The organism is Streptomyces sp. NPDC046712 (genome assembly GCF_040645695.1).
Lineage (GTDB): Bacteria > Actinomycetota > Actinomycetes > Streptomycetales > Streptomycetaceae > Streptomyces.
Genome location: NZ_JBEYYW010000002.1, coordinates 109684 through 124089 on the forward strand (window position 1 = coordinate 109684; position 14406 = coordinate 124089).

12 protein-coding genes are annotated in these 14406 nt (G+C 71.7%); 10 read left to right on the forward strand and 2 right to left on the reverse strand.

Translation table 11 applies throughout. The features are described from left to right. The first annotated feature begins 58 nt into the window (after nt 1–58). The 7 genes from ABZ939_RS02775 to ABZ939_RS02805 all read left to right on the forward strand — a co-directional run bounded on the left by ABZ939_RS02775 (nt 59) and on the right by ABZ939_RS02805 (nt 8244). Complete coding sequence (locus tag ABZ939_RS02775) at nt 59–847, forward strand: hypothetical protein (RefSeq protein WP_361848216.1); 789 nt, start codon at nt 59–61, stop codon at nt 845–847. 54 nt (nt 848–901) lie between these two features. Beyond that, nucleotides 902–1747 (forward strand): DegV family protein, encoded by an 846-nt coding sequence (locus ABZ939_RS02780; protein ID WP_361848219.1) that lies wholly within the window; start codon nt 902–904, stop codon nt 1745–1747. 228 nt (nt 1748–1975) lie between these two features. After that, nucleotides 1976–2950: a ComEA family DNA-binding protein gene (locus ABZ939_RS02785; protein ID WP_361849089.1), complete on the forward strand. Its 975-nt coding sequence runs from the start codon at nt 1976–1978 to the stop codon at nt 2948–2950. Then, complete coding sequence (locus tag ABZ939_RS02790; protein ID WP_361848222.1) at nt 2947–5403, forward strand: ComEC/Rec2 family competence protein; 2457 nt, start codon at nt 2947–2949, stop codon at nt 5401–5403. Before ABZ939_RS02785 ends, ABZ939_RS02790 begins: the two co-directional genes overlap by 4 nt. A gap of 43 nt (nt 5404–5446) precedes the next feature. Beyond that, nucleotides 5447–6091, forward strand: coding sequence for a helix-turn-helix domain-containing protein (locus ABZ939_RS02795; protein ID WP_361848225.1), 645 nt, complete (start codon nt 5447–5449; stop codon nt 6089–6091). A 3-nt stretch (nt 6092–6094) separates the two neighbouring features. Then, nucleotides 6095–7360 (forward strand): MFS transporter, encoded by a 1266-nt coding sequence (locus ABZ939_RS02800; RefSeq protein ID WP_361848228.1) that lies wholly within the window; start codon nt 6095–6097, stop codon nt 7358–7360. Between the two features lie 68 nt (nt 7361–7428). Continuing rightward, a complete protein-coding gene (locus ABZ939_RS02805) occupies nt 7429–8244 on the forward strand; it encodes an arylamine N-acetyltransferase (RefSeq protein WP_361848230.1) in 816 nt (271 codons plus the stop codon). A 149-nt stretch (nt 8245–8393) separates the two neighbouring features. Here ABZ939_RS02805 and ABZ939_RS02810 read toward each other — a convergent pair whose 3' ends face one another. Beyond that, the gene (locus ABZ939_RS02810) at nt 8394–8636 is read right to left on the reverse strand and encodes a hypothetical protein (protein ID WP_361848233.1); all 243 of its coding nucleotides are present in this window, start codon (nt 8634–8636) and stop codon (nt 8394–8396) included. A 50-nt stretch (nt 8637–8686) separates the two neighbouring features. Here ABZ939_RS02810 and holA point away from each other — a divergent pair, with 50 nt between their 5' ends. Continuing rightward, nucleotides 8687–9673, forward strand: coding sequence for a DNA polymerase III subunit delta (holA, locus tag ABZ939_RS02815; protein ID WP_361848236.1), 987 nt, complete (start codon nt 8687–8689; stop codon nt 9671–9673). A 289-nt stretch (nt 9674–9962) separates the two neighbouring features. On the opposite strand, the gene rpsT is transcribed toward holA, so the two are convergent. Next, the gene (gene rpsT, locus ABZ939_RS02820) at nt 9963–10229 is read right to left on the reverse strand and encodes a 30S ribosomal protein S20 (RefSeq protein ID WP_137989361.1); all 267 of its coding nucleotides are present in this window, start codon (nt 10227–10229) and stop codon (nt 9963–9965) included. Between the two features lie 185 nt (nt 10230–10414). Here rpsT and lepA point away from each other — a divergent pair, with 185 nt between their 5' ends. Both lepA and ABZ939_RS02830 read left to right on the forward strand, forming a co-directional pair. After that, complete coding sequence (gene lepA / locus ABZ939_RS02825) at nt 10415–12286, forward strand: translation elongation factor 4 (protein WP_361848239.1); 1872 nt, start codon at nt 10415–10417, stop codon at nt 12284–12286. Between the two features lie 232 nt (nt 12287–12518). Then, nucleotides 12519–14393 (forward strand): AMP-dependent synthetase/ligase, encoded by a 1875-nt coding sequence (locus ABZ939_RS02830; protein ID WP_361848242.1) that lies wholly within the window; start codon nt 12519–12521, stop codon nt 14391–14393. Nucleotides 14394–14406 lie beyond the last annotated feature (13 nt).

Below are 14406 nucleotides of genomic sequence, written 5' to 3' on the forward strand. Positions count from 1 at the left end.
AACGACAACCGAGGGAACTCGACAGCCGAGGAACTCGACCGACGCCGGAGGGCCGCACATGGAAGCCGCGATTGTGATCATGGCGCTGCTCTTCTTCGCCTTCGTGGCGCTGGGGGTCTACGCGACGGTGAAGGTCGCCAAGGCCGCCAAGCGAGGTGTCGACCGCACCATCAACCAGGCCCGGCGGACGGTCGAGGACACCACGCTGCGCGCCAAGAGCTACGGGCAGGGCGGGGTCGCCGGTGAATTGGCCCAGCTGCGGCTCTCGCTGCGCACCTCGATGCGCGCGACACAGGACGCCCTGCAGGCGGGCGTCGCCGAGGACGCCTCGCTGAAGGAGTCTTTGGACCTCTTCCGCCGGTTGAGCGCCCACGGTCAGGAGCTGGACGAGGATCTCAAGCGCCTGGAGCGGGAGCCGGACCGGTCGAGGGTGGCCGGACAGCTCGGCGATCTCCGCAAGCGTACGGAGCAGATCACCCAGTCCGCGGACTCGCTCCGCTGGGCGGCCAGGGACCGGGCACGGAAGTTCGCGGAGGACGACCTGTCCTCGCTGAGCGCGCAGATCGACGTGGAGGCGGGAGCGTTGCGGCACTGGTCGGCGCCTGCCGGCCAGGAACCCGCGTCGGGCGACTTCGCGTGGCCGGACGCGGGCGCCGCCGTGCCGGGCGCCGAGCGGGGCCAGGTGTGGCCCGGGGACGCGGACGCGGAGGCCGCGTCGGGCCCGCGTCAGGACGGCCAGGGCGCCGGTGCCCAGGGACAGCAGCCGCCGCCGGCGATCACGCCGCCCGATCCGCGCCAGGCCGCTTATCCGTGGGAGAAGTCGCCCCGGCCCGAGACCACCAACTGACGCGAGCGAGGGCCGGGCTGCCATGCGGCGGCCCCGACGGGTAACCTCCCGCTCATGTCCCGGCATGTCGCGATCGTCACCGATTCCACGGCCTACCTGCCACCCCAGGCGATGGAGCGGCACAGCATCACCGCGGTCCCGCTCACCGTCGTCATCGGTGATCAGGCCTTTGAGGAGGGGACCGAGATCTCGGCCCGCTCGCTGGCCCAGGCGCTCCAGAAGCGGCGGCCGGTGACCACCTCGCGGCCGAGTCCCGAGGTCTTCGCGGAGACCTATCGCGCGGCCGCCGAGGCGGGTGCGCGGGGTGTCGTCTCACTTCATCTCTCCGCCGAGTTCTCCGGTACGTACGACGCCGCCGTGCTGGCGGCGAAGAACGCCCCCGTGCCGGTCCGGGTCGTCGACACCCGGATGGTGGGGATGGCGCTCGGCTTCTGCGCGCTCGCGGCGGCCGAGGTCGTGGACGCGGGCGGTTCCCTCGACGAGGCGGTCGCCGCCGCGGAGAAGCGGGCGGCGGGGACCTCCGCGTTCTTCTACGTCGACACGCTCGACTACCTCCGCAGGGGCGGGCGGATCGGTGCGGCCCAGGCGCTGCTCGGCTCCGCGCTCGCCGTGAAGCCGCTGCTCCAGCTCGACGGAGGGCGGATCGAGCTGCGGGAGAAGGTACGGACGGCGTCGAAGGCGATCGCCCGCCTCGAGGAGATCGCCGTGGAGCGGGCGGGTTCCGGCGCGGTGGACATCGCGGTGCACCATCTCTCCGCACCCGAGCGGGCCGCCGTCCTGGCCGACCGGCTGCGGGAACGCGTCGAGGGCATCGAGGAGTTGCAGGTCAGCGAGGTGGGCGCGGTGATCGGAGCGCACACGGGGCCCGGGCTGCTCGCCGTCGTGGTCTCGCCCCGCTGAGGAGCACAATCCCTCGTGTGAGTGACGGACTTTTCCACAACTGGGTGCTTACCCACGGAAATTGAGGCGTCTCAGCGGGTTCGGACAGATGTACCTACCGTCCTGTCCATGGCTCTTCGTACAGATACCGCAGCAGGCAACAGCACACGTGACGTGACGCGTGACGCGCCGCGCGACGTGACGCGTAGGGCGACCACGAACCCGACCACGACCGCGGCCGCGTCCTCGGTGAGGAGGGCGGGTGCCACCAGCGGTCCGGGGCGCGCGCCCGGTTCGGACGGGCGGAGCCGCGTCCGTGGGCGGGGTTCGCCTCCCTCGCGGGCGCGCGGGCGGGCGCGGGGGAGACAGGCGGTCGCCGCGAGCCGTGCCGCCGTACGGCGCCGAGGTGAGGCGCTGTTTCCTTCCGCGGCGGCACCTGCCGTGCGCGAACCGGACGTGGAGTGGGGCGAGTCGGAGGTCGTGGCCCCGCCCGGGGTACGGGAGGAGGTTGGCGCGCCCGGGAGGTGGGAGCGGCTGAGGCTGGCGCTGAGTGATCGGCTGCCGGTGTGGGTGCAGTCCAGGTGTGGCCTCGAACCGAGGACGCTGGCCGCGCTGGCCGTGGTCCTGGTCGTGGCCGCGGGTTTCGCCGGACGGTACTTCTGGGCCGGACGCCCGGAAGCCGTCCGGGCGCCGGAGATCGTGCGCGCGGCGCCGCTGCCGGAGAGCGGGGCGTCTCCGGCCCTGCCAGCGGAGCCGACGGCCGGGGCGCAGCCGTCGCCGGTCGTGGTCGATGTGAGCGGCAAGGTGCGGCGGCCCGGGGTGCTGACCCTGCCTGCCGGATCGAGGGTCGCGGACGCACTGCGCGCGGCCGGAGGGGTCAGGCCGGGCACGGACGTCACCGGACTCAACCGGGCCCGGGTTCTCATGGACGGCGAACAGGTCGTGGTCGGTGTGCCGGCACCGAACGCCGCTGGTGCGGGCGCTGGTACGGGTGGGGGTTCGGGTACCGGAGCCCCGGCCGGAGTTCGGGCGGGGCCGCTGAGCCTGAACTCGGCGACCGTGGAGCAGCTGGACACGCTGCCCGGGGTCGGGCCCGTACTCGCCCAGCACATCGTCGACCACCGACTGGAGCACGGCGGCTTCCGGTCGGTCGCCGAGCTGCGTGAGGTCAACGGGATCGGTGAGCGGCGGTTCGCCGACCTCGCACCGTTGGTCCGGCCGTGAGCACGTCCCCCGCATTCCGCGGGGCCCGCGAGGAAGGTCCGGTCGATCTCCGGCTCGTACCACCGGCGTTGGCGGCCTGGGGAGCGGCCGCGCTGGCGGTGGGCGCCACCGGCTGGTGGGTGCTCGTGGGAGTGCTCGGCTGCTTGGCAGGGGCGGTGATTCTCCTGGTGGCGATTCGAGGGCGGCCGGGTCGGCGCCTGAGGATCGCCGCGGCCGCGGCGGTGCTGCTCGGTGCCGCGGCCGGTGCGGCTTCGGGCGGGCTCCACGCGGCGGACCTGACACGCGGGCCGGTACCGGGCCTCGCGGGGGAGTATGCCCGGGTGAGCGCGCAGGCGACGGTCACCTCGGATCCGCGACTCACCCGGCCCCGGATCAGGGGCGACCGGACGGCACCTGTCTCCGTCGTCCTGAACGGGGAGGTGACCCGGATCGAGGCACCCGGCGGAGCGGTCCACCGGACCAGGACACCGGTCCTGGTGATCGTGCCCGCCGGCGACGCCCAGCGGGAATGGCTGCGGATCCTGCCCTCGACCAGGCTGCGGCTGACGGGGCGGCTCGCGCCCCCGCTGGGTCCGGGAGACCGGTTCGCGGCGGTCCTGCGGGTCGACGGGGCCGGGCCGCCGCGAGTCACGGGGCCTCCGAGCACCGTGCAGCGCACGGCCGGGGAGCTGCGGGAGGGGCTGCGGCGCGCCACGGAGGACCTCGAACCGGACGCCCGGGCGCTGCTGCCCGGGCTGGTCGTCGGAGACACCTCGCGGATCGAGCCGGAGCTGAGCGACGCCTTCGAGGCGACCGACCTCACCCACCTTTTGGCGGTGTCCGGATCCAACCTCACAGTCGTGTTGCTGCTTCTCGTCGGCCGGCCGGGCGCTGCCTCGGGGGCCGAGCGGGGCGGGCTCGCGCCCCGGCTCGGCATCCCGCTGCGGTCCACCGCTCTGATCGGGGGAGGGCTCACCCTCGCCTTCGTCATCGTCTGTCGGCCGGATCCGAGCGTGCTGCGGGCCGCGGCCTGCGGCATGGTCGCCCTGCTCGCCATCGGTACGGGGCGCCGCAGATCGCTGATCCCCGCCCTGGCCGCGGCCGTGCTGATGTTGGTGCTCTACGACCCGTGGCTGGCGCGGAGTTATGGCTTTCTCCTCTCGGTCCTGGCCACCGGGGCGCTGCTCACCGTCGCTCCGCGGTGGAGTGAGGCGCTGCGGCGGCGCCGGGTGCCGGGCAGGCTCGCCGAGGCGCTGGCCGCCGCTCTGGCGGCGCAGGCGGTGTGCGCGCCCGTCGTGGCGGTCTTCTCCGCCCGGGTGAGCCTGGTCGCGATCCCCAGCAACCTGCTGGCCGAGGCGGCCGTCGCCCCGGCCACGATCCTCGGGTTCGCCGCGCTCGCCCTCGCCCCTGTCTGGCTGCCGGGCGCCGAGCTGGTGGCGGGCATCGCGGCCTGGCCGGCCGGGTGGATCGCCGGGGTGGCCCGCACCGGCGCGGCGCTCCCGGGCGCGGAGACGGACTGGCCGGGCGGCTGGTGGGGCGGGCTGATGCTGGCCGGTCTCTTCGCCGTCCTGGTGCTGGGGGCGTGGAGAGCGCCGTACCGGCGGCGGATCGCCGTGGGCTGCGCCGTGCTGCTGCTCCTCGCGGTGGTCAGGCCGCCACCACTGACCCGGCTGGTCACCGGATGGCCGCCGCCGGGCTGGGCGTTCGCGATGTGCCAGGTCGGGCAGGGCGACGCGGCCGTGCTCCCGGCCGGCGGGGACGCGGCCGTGGTCGTGGACGCCGGGCCCGATCCGGCGCTGGTGGACCGCTGCCTCCACGACCTCGGGGTGCGCCGGATCCCACTCCTGGTGCTGACGCACTTCCACGCGGACCATGTCGCGGGACTGCCCGGGGTGCTGCGCGGGCGGTCGGTGGGGGCGATCCAGACGACGGGGCTCGAAGAGCCGCGGGGGCAGGCGGAGTTCGTGCGGCGGACCGCCGCGGCGGCCGGGGTTCCGGTGATCCGGGCCGGTCCGGGGGAGCGGCGGCGCCTGGGTCCGCTGGAGTGGCAGGTGCTGTGGCCGCGAGGGGATCAGGGAGCGGTGGACCCGGAGGCGTCCGGGCCGAACGACGCGAGCGTCACCATGCTCGTACGGAACGCGGAGGGGCTGAGCCTGCTGCTTCTCGGGGATCTCGAACCACCCGCCCAGCAGCGTCTGTTGCGGGCGTATCCCGCGCTGGCACCGGTGGACGTCCTCAAGGTCGCCCACCACGGCTCCGCGCACCAGGACCCCGGGCTGATACGGGCGGTCCGGCCACGACTGGCGCTGGTGTCGACAGGGCGCGGCAATCCGTACGGTCACCCGTCGCCCCGGACGGTGGAGGCGCTGCGGGACGGGGGAGCGGAGGTGCTCCGGACGGACCGGGACGGAGCGATCGCGGTGACCGGCGCCGGCCGGGATGTGCTGGCCGTACCGACAGGGAGGACCTTGTAGAGAAATCCTTGTAAAGGAATCTTTCTAAAGATAGCTTTACATCATGCAGGAGGAGCAGAGGAAGCACGGGGACGAAGAACAGCCCAGGAGCATCAGCCTCACGGACCCCCGCGCGCTGCGGGCGTACGCCCACCCCACGCGGATGGCGCTGGTCGGTCTGCTGCGGCGGAGTGGCCCGTTCACCGCGACCAGGGCCGCCGAGCTGACGGGGGAATCGGTCGCCAGCTGCTCCTACCACCTGCGGATACTCGCGAAGTACGGGCTGGTGGAGGAGGCGCAGGGCGGCCGGGGGCGGGAGAAGCCCTGGCGGGCCACCGCCCGGTACACGGAGTGGCCGGGGGACAGCGAGGACGCGTCCGTCGCGGAGGCGGCGGACGCGCTGAGCAGCGCGGTGGCCGAGCGGTACTTCGAGCGGGTCCTGCGCGCCATGGAGGACCGGCACCGCCTGCCGCGGAAGTGGCGGGAGGCCGAGCAGTTCGGCGACTCCCTCCTCTACCTCACCCCCGAAGAGCTGGCCGCCTTCGGCCGGCGGGTCGACGAGCTGCTGCGGCCCTACGAGGCCCGCGCGTCCGACCCGTCGCTGCGGCCGGAGGGGGCGAGGCCGGTCAGCGTGCTGCGCATCGCCTACCTCGACCGCGAGATCCCCGAAGAGATTCCCGAGTTGCTCGACGACGCCAGTGAGGAGTGAGAGATGAGCGTGGCGGAACGCATACCCGTGCTCCTGCGCGAACGGTCCTTCCGGCGCTACTGGACGGGCCAGACCGTCTCGCTCGTCGGGGACCAGATCTCCCTCATCGCGATCCCGCTCGCCGCCGTGCTCGTGCTCGGCGCCGACGCCGCGGAGATGGGCTGGCTCAAGACCGCCGAACTGCTGCCCGCGCTGCTGCTCAACCTCCCGCTCGGAGCCTGGGCCGACCGCCGGACCCGGCGCCGGCGCGCCATGATCGCCGCCGATCTCGGGCGGGCCGCGCTGCTGCTGACCCTCCCGGTCGCGTACCTGCTCGACATGCTCACCCTCGGCCAGCTGTACACCGTGGCCTTCGGTGTGGGTGCGCTGACGGTGCTCTTCGAGGCCTGCAACACCACGCTGTTCGTGGCGCTGGTCCCGACCGAGCGCTACGTGCAGGCGAACTCACTGGTCAACGGCAGCCGTTCGATGGCGTGGCTGGCGGGTCCCGGGGCGGGCGGTCTGCTCGTGCAGTTCCTCACCGCGCCCTTCGCCCTGCTCGCCGACGCCCTCACCTACCTGGTCTCGGCCGGCTACCTGGCCCGGATCAGGCCCGTGGAACCGCCACCTGCCCCGGTCGGCAAGGGCCACTTCACCGAAGGACTGCGCTGGGTCGTCCGTAACGCGTCCATGCGAGCGCTGTTCGCGGCCTCCGGGACGATCCAGTTCTTCAACTACATGTTCCACACGCTGTTCGTGCTGTACGCCACGACCGAACTCGGCCTGAGCGCGGGCGTGCTCGGCGCCGTCCTCGGCGCGGGGGCCGTCGGCGGGCTGATCGGGGCCGCGTGCGGCGGCGCGGTCGTACGCCGCTTCGGGATCGGCCCGTCCATTGTCGCCGGCTTCCTCGGCTTCACCCTGCCGCTGCTGCTGATACCGCTCGCCGCGGGCCCGACGGCCCTGGTCGTCGCCCTGCTGTTCGCGGCCGAGTTCCTCTCCTGCGTCGCCGTCATGGTCCTCGACATCGCGGCGGGCTCGTTCCAGATGGCACTGATACCCGACGCCGTCCGGGCCAGGGTGATGGGCGCCTACCGCACCCTCAACCACGGGTTCCGTCCCCTCGGCGCGCTCGTCGCGGGCCTGCTCGGTACGGCCGCCGGGCTGCGGCCGACGCTGTGGGTCGCCACCGCCGGGGCCGTACTCGCCGTGCTGTGGCTGCTGCCGTCGCCGCTGCCACGCACGCGGGAACTGCCTGCGACACCGGCGGAGGATCCGGTGCCGGCGGGCTGATCCCGTGGTCAACGGGCCTGGAAACAAAACCTTTTGGGCGTCGGAGGGAAGCCCGGCACACTCTCCGCATGAGCACTGACATCGAGCCGATCCCGGATGCGACCGTCGACGCCTATCTGCACCGGATCGGGGCCACGCGTCCGGACCGCCCCGACGCGGCAGCCCTGCGAGACCTGCATCTGCGGCACCTGAGGACGGTCCCTTTCGAGAACCTGTCGATCCACCTCGGCGAGGACATCGTCCTGGAGGAGAAGCCGCTGCTCGACAAGGTGGTCGGCGCCCGCAGGGGCGGCTTCTGCTACGAGATCAACTCCACCTTCGCCGTCCTCCTGCGCGAACTCGGATTCGCCGTCAGCCTCCTTCAGGCGCGCGGCTACGGGAAGGAGGGCCGACTGGCCATCCCGTACGACCACATGGCGGTGCTGGTGGCGACGGAGGACGGCGAACGGTGGCTGGTGGACGTCGGGTTCGGCGACCACAGCCACTTCCCGCTGGCGCTGGACGAGCGGGGCGATCAGGTGGATCCCGGCGGCACGTACCGCATCGTCGAGACCGAGGAAGGCGATCTGGAGGTGCTGCGGAGCGGTAAGCCGCAGTACCGGCTCGAGACGCGGCCGCGCGTGCTCGCCGACTTCACGGCAGGCGCCTGGTACCACCGGACCTCCCCGGACTCGCACTTCACCCGCTCCCTCGTCTGCTCCCGGCTCACCGAGGAGGGCCGGACCACCCTCAGCGGCCAGAAGCTCGTCACGCACGTGAACGGCCGGCGGACCGAGCGGCTGCTCGGCGGCGAGGACGAAGTGAGGGCGGCGTACCGCGACCTGTTCGGCATCGAGCTCACGGACCTGCCCGTGCCGCCGCCGCGGCACACACAGGAGGCGTAGGCGGCGGAGCCCTCTGATCCGGACCCTCGGTCACGCATGGGCATGGCCGGAGGCAGGCGAGGTGGCCCGCTCCTCGCGCGGGCCGTGGCCGTCTGGTCCGGCATCACGATCGACCTGGACGTCCGGGCCGTCCCCAGTCGGAGCCGACGTTACGGGGCCTCCAGCCAGCCCTCGTACTCCGCGGCGAGCTCGTCCAGCGCCGCGGAGTCCAGCCGGCTCTCCGGGTCCTCCACGACCACCAGCCACTGCGCGTCCTCGGCGTCGTCCTCACCGGCCAGTGCGTCCCGCACGAGCTGCGGCTCCTCGGCGACGCCGAAGCGGGCGGGAAGCTCTTCGGCGACCTCCTCGGCGGCGTCGCGGTCGGGCAGTACCAGTACGTGTCGTTCGCTCACCCCGCCATTGTCGGGCATCGCTGTCAGTGGCCCGTGGGATGCTGGTCGCGATGGCCACCAGGAAGAATTCGACCGACGACCTCCTCGCCCCCGTCACGCTCGCCGTGGGCCAGGAGGACCTGCTCCTCGACCGTGCAGTCCAGGAGGTGGTGGCGGCCGCGCGGGCCGCCGACGCCGACACGGACGTACGGGACCTCACCTCCGACCAGCTCCAGCCCGGGACGCTGGCGGAGCTGACGAGCCCCTCGCTCTTCGCCGAGCGCAAGGTCCTGGTCGTGCGGAACGCCCAGGACCTGTCCGCGGACACGATCAAGGACATCAAGGCGTACCTCGACGCGCCCATCGAGGAGATCACGCTCGTGCTGCTCCACGCGGGCGGCGCCAAGGGCAAGGGGCTCCTGGACGCGGCGCGGAAGGCGGGAGCGCGGGAGGTGGCCTGCCCGAAGACGACGAAGCCGGCGGAGCGGCTGACGTTCGTACGGCAGGAGTTCCGGGCGCTGGGGCGGTCGGCGACGCCCGAGGCGTGCCAGGCGCTGGTCGACTCGGTCGGCAGCGACCTGCGCGAGCTGGCGTCGGCGGTGTCGCAGCTGACGGCTGACGTCGAGGGGACGATCGACGAGGCGATCGTCGGGCGGTACTACACGGGGCGGGCGGAGGCGTCGTCGTTCAACGTCGCGGACCGCGCGGTGGAAGGGCGGGCTGCGGAGGCGCTTGAGGCCCTGCGCTGGTCGCTCTCGACCGGGGTCCCGCCGGTCCTGATCACCAGCGCGTTGGCGCAGGGCGTCCGGGCGATCGGCAAGCTCTCGGCGGCGCGGGGCGGGAGGCCGGCGGATCTGGCGCGGGAGCTGGGGATGCCGCCGTGGAAGATCGACCGCGTGCGGCAGCAGATGCGGGGCTGGACGCCGGACGGCGTCTCGCTCGCCCTGCGGGCGGTGGCGGAGGCGGACGCGGGGGTGAAGGGCGGGGGGGACGACCCGGAGTACGCGCTGGAGAAGGCGGTTGTGGCGGTGGCGAGGGCGGCGCGGCTGCGTCGGTAGGGCCGCGGGTGCTTTCCCCCACCCCGCCCCTTCCCGAAACCCTGCCGGGGGCTGGTGGGGGTTTGCGTGGGGCGCTGCCCCACGGCCCCTGCCGGGGTGGGGCGGCTTCGCCCTGCGGGCACGACGAAGGCCCCGTGGTCTCCTGGGGAAGGAGGGACACGGGGCCTTGTCGTATGGCTGGTGGGCTCGTACACGCGTGGCGAACGCGTGTCGCGTACGAGTCCGGGGTGCCGGTTGGGAGCGGGAGAGAGGGCCCGCTGGGTCCCGTCCGGCGTTACATCAGAGGGGCTCAGCCCTGCAGAGCGGCAACCTTGGTGGCCAGCGCCGACTTCTTGTTGGCGGCGGCGTTCTTGTGGATGACGCCCTTCGAGACAGCCTTGTCGAGCGCGCGGGAGGCGGCGCGAGAAGCCACGACGGCCTTCTCGACGTCACCCGCGGCGACGGCCTCGCGGGCCTTGCGGATCGCGGTCTTGAGCGAGGACTTGACGGCCTTGTTGCGCAGGCGCGCCTTCTCGTTCGTCTTGTTCCGCTTGATCTGGGACTTGATGTTCGCCACGAAAAGAGCCTTTTCAGGTTCGGTGTTGTTTCTGAGGTGTGCCCCATCGCTGAGAGGGCGTACGAGACACAGCTGTCCACGGTATCAGGGCGCATAACCTCCGCCCAAACCGAGCGGACCTCCCCAGTCATGGGACGATGGAGCCTACGTATCGATCCGACCATCGCCCCGAGACGAGACCCTGCGTGCCCGCGACTCCTACCCACGTGCCTGAGCCGAGCCGTACCGACCCGGCGCTGATCCGCAATTTCTGCATCATCGCGCACATCGACCACGGCAAGTCCACGCTTGCCGACCGGATGCTCCAGCTGACCGGTGTGGTCGACCAGCGGCAGATGCGCGCCCAGTACCTCGACCGGATGGACATCGAGCGCGAGCGCGGCATCACGATCAAGTCCCAGGCCGTCCGTCTGCCCTGGGCGCCCACCGAGGGCGCGGGCCAGGGGAAGACGCACATCCTCAACATGATCGACACCCCCGGGCACGTCGACTTCACCTATGAGGTCTCGCGGTCCCTGGCGGCCTGCGAGGGCACGATCCTGCTCGTGGACGCGGCCCAGGGCATCGAGGCGCAGACCCTCGCGAACCTGTACCTCGCGATGGAGAACGACCTCACGATCGTTCCCGTGCTGAACAAGATCGACCTGCCCGCCGCGCAGCCGGAGAAGTTCTCCGAGGAGCTCGCCAACCTCATCGGCTGCCAGCCCGAGGACGTGCTCAAGGTCTCCGCCAAGACGGGTCTCGGCGTCGAGGCGCTGCTCGACCGGGTCGTCGAGAACGTGCCGGCCCCCGTCGGTGTCGCCGACGCCCCCGCCCGCGCGATGATCTTCGACTCCGTCTACGACTCCTACCGCGGTGTCGTGACGTACGTCCGTGTCGTCGACGGCCAGCTCAACAAGCGCGAGCGCATCAAGATGATGTCGACCGGCGCCACCCACGAGCTCCTCGAGATCGGTACGAACTCGCCCGAGATGCTCGCGGCCGACGGCCTCGGCGTCGGTGAGGTCGGCTACCTGATCACCGGTGTGAAGGACGTCCGGCAGTCCAAGGTCGGTGACACGATCACCACCCTGACCAAGGGCGCGACCGAGGCACTCGGCGGGTACAAGGACCCGAAGCCGATGGTCTTCTCCGGTCTGTATCCGCTCGACGGCTCGGACTACCCCGAGCTGCGCGACGCCCTCGACAAGCTGCAGCTCAACGACGCTGCGCTGGTCTACGAGCCGGAGACCTCCGCGGCCCTCGGCTTCGGCTTCCGCGTCGGCTTCCTCGGCCTGCTGCACCTGGACGTGATCCGGGAGCGGCTCGAGCGCGAGTTCGGTCTCGACCTGATCGCCACCGCCCCCAACGTGGTCTACCGCGTGGTCATGGAGGACGGCAGCGAGCACACGGTCACGAACCCGAGCGAGTTCCCCGAGGGCAAGATCAACGACGTGTTCGAGCCCGTCGTGCGCGCCACGATCCTCGCCCCGAGCGAGTTCATCGGCTCGATCATGGAGCTGTGCCAGACCCGGCGCGGCACGCTGCTCGGCATGGACTACCTCTCCGAGGACCGGGTGGAGATCCGCTACACCCTCCCCCTCGCCGAGATCGTCTTCGACTTCTTCGACCAGCTGAAGTCCAAGACGCGCGGTTACGCCTCCCTCGACTACGAGCCCACCGGCGAGCAGGCCTCCAGCCTGGTCAAGGTCGACATCCTGCTGCACGGCGACAAGGTGGACGCCTTCTCGGCGATCACCCACAAGGACGCCGCGTACGCGTACGGCGTGCGGCTCGTCGCCAAGCTGCGCGAGCTCATCCCGCGGCAGGCCTTCGAGGTGCCGATCCAGGCCGCGATCGGCTCCCGGGTGATCGCCCGCGAGACCATCCGCGCCATCCGCAAGGACGTCCTCGCCAAGTGCTACGGCGGTGACATCTCCCGTAAGCGGAAGCTGCTCGAGAAGCAGAAGGAAGGCAAGAAGCGGATGAAGATGGTCGGCTCCGTGGAGGTCCCGCAGGAGGCCTTCATCGCCGTCCTGTCGAGCGACGACTCCGCGGGCGGCAAGGGCAAGAAGTAGGCAAGCGGTAGGAAAGAAGTAATCAGCCAATCAGCTGACAGTTACATCGAACGGGCCCACGCATGGACAGTGCGTGGGCCCGTTCGTTATGAACCGGGTATGAAGCGGCGGGCCGCAGGCTCTTACGCGCCGGTCTTCAGCCATCTACTCTGATCCCGGCTCGAAGGTTACTCGCCAGTTAGTACGCATGGAACGCACCGCCAGAACGCACCGCCGCCGCCCGGAGGACGTCGTGAGCGACACACAGACCCTGATCGAGAACCGGCCGCCCTCCGTGGCGACCCTCTTCCTTGAGCGCGTCGCGCGGACTCCCGACGCGGAGGCCTATCGCTACCCGGTCCCGGCCGCTTCCGGCCAGGGCCCGGACGAATGGAAGTCGCTCAGCTGGGAACAGGCCGCCGAGCGGGTCTACGCCATCGCCGCCGGTCTGATCGACCTGGGAGTCCAGCCGGAGGAGCGGGTCGCCCTGGCGTCCTCCACCCGGGTGGAGTGGATCCTCGCCGACCTCGGTGTGATGTGCGCGGGAGCCGCCGTCACCACCATCTATCCGCAGACGAACGCCGAGGAGTCGGCGTTCATCCTCTCCGACTCCGAGTCGAAGGTGCTGATCGCGGAGGACGCGGCCCAGGTCGCCAAGGCCGTCGAGCGCCGCGCGGAACTCCCCGGCCTCCGCCACGTCGTGGTGATCGACGCGGCCGGCGTGGAGACCGACGACTGGGTGCTCTCCCTCGCCGACCTGGAGACGCGAGGCAAGGCGTACCTGGAGAAGCACGCCGAGGCCGTGAAGGAGCGGGTCGCGGCGATCACCGCCACGCAGCTCGCCACCCTCATCTACACCTCGGGCACCACCGGCCGCCCCAAGGGCGTCCGCCTCCCGCACGACAACTGGTCGTACATGGCCAAGGCCATCGCCGCCACGGGCCTGGTCACCAAGGACGACGTGCAGTACCTGTGGCTGCCGCTCGCCCACGTCTTCGGCAAGGTGCTGACCTCCGGCCAGATCGAGGTCGGACACGTCACCGCGGTCGACGGCCGCATCGACAAGATCATCGTGAACCTGCCGGTCGTCCAGCCGACCTACATGGCGGCCGTCCCGCGCATCTTCGAGAAGGTCTACAACGGAGTCGCGGCCAAGGCCCGCGAGGGCGGCGGCGCCAAGTACAAGATCTTCCAGTGGGCGGCCGGCGTCGCCCGCGAGTACGCCAAGGTCACCCAGGACAACTTCCGCCGCACCGGCACGGCCTCGGCCCCCTTCGGCCTCACGGCCAAGCACAAGATCGCCGACGCGCTGGTCTACAAGAAGCTCCGCGAGGCGTTCGGCGGGCGGCTGCGCGCCGCCGTCTCCGGCTCGGTCGCGCTCGCGCCCGAGATCGGCTTCTTCTTCTCCGGCGCCGGCATCCACATCCTGGAGGGCTACGGCCTGACGGAGACCAGCGCGGCCTCCTTCGTCAACCCCGGCGAGGCCTACCGCACCGGCACCGTCGGCAAGCCGCTCCCCGGCTGCGAGGTCCGCATCGCCGACGACGGCGAGATCCTGCTGCGCGGCCCCGGCGTCATGGAGGGCTACCACGGCCTGCCCGAGAAGACGGCCGAGGTCCTGGAGCCGGACGGCTGGTTCCACACCGGCGACATCGGCGAGCTCTCGGCCGACGGCTACCTGCGGATCACCGACCGCAAGAAGGACCTGTTCAAGACCTCGGGCGGCAAGTACATCGCACCGAGCGAGGTCGAGGGCCAGTTCAAGGCCGTCTGCCCCTTCGTCTCCAACATCGTCGTCCTGGGCGCCGACCGGAACTACTGCTCCGCGCTCATCGCCCTCGACGAGCCCTCCATCCTCGGCTGGGCCGCCGAGCACGGCCTCGCGGGCAAGTCCTACGCCGAGGTCGTCGGCTCGCCGCAGGTCGAGAAGCTGATCCAGGACTACGTGGACCGCCTCAACGAGGGTCTCCAGCGCTGGCAGACGATCAAGAAGTTCCGCCTGCTGCCGCGCGACCTCGACGTCGAGCACGGTGAGCTGACGCCGTCGCTGAAGATGAAGCGGCCGGTCGTCGAGCGGACCTACAAGCACCTGATCGAGGAGATGTACGCGGGCTCGCGCGAGGCGTAGCCACTGCGGCACG

Coding starts and splice junctions, on each gene's coding strand:
- ABZ939_RS02775 (WP_361848216.1), top strand. CDS start 59: ATGGAAGCCGCGATTGTGATCATGGCGCTGCTCTTCTTCGCCTTCGTG.
- ABZ939_RS02780 (WP_361848219.1), top strand. CDS start 902: ATGTCCCGGCATGTCGCGATCGTCACCGATTCCACGGCCTACCTGCCA.
- ABZ939_RS02795 (WP_361848225.1), top strand. CDS start 5,447: ATGCAGGAGGAGCAGAGGAAGCACGGGGACGAAGAACAGCCCAGGAGC.
- ABZ939_RS02800 (WP_361848228.1), top strand. CDS start 6,095: ATGAGCGTGGCGGAACGCATACCCGTGCTCCTGCGCGAACGGTCCTTC.
- ABZ939_RS02805 (WP_361848230.1), top strand. CDS start 7,429: ATGAGCACTGACATCGAGCCGATCCCGGATGCGACCGTCGACGCCTAT.
- holA (WP_361848236.1), top strand. CDS start 8,687: ATGGCCACCAGGAAGAATTCGACCGACGACCTCCTCGCCCCCGTCACG.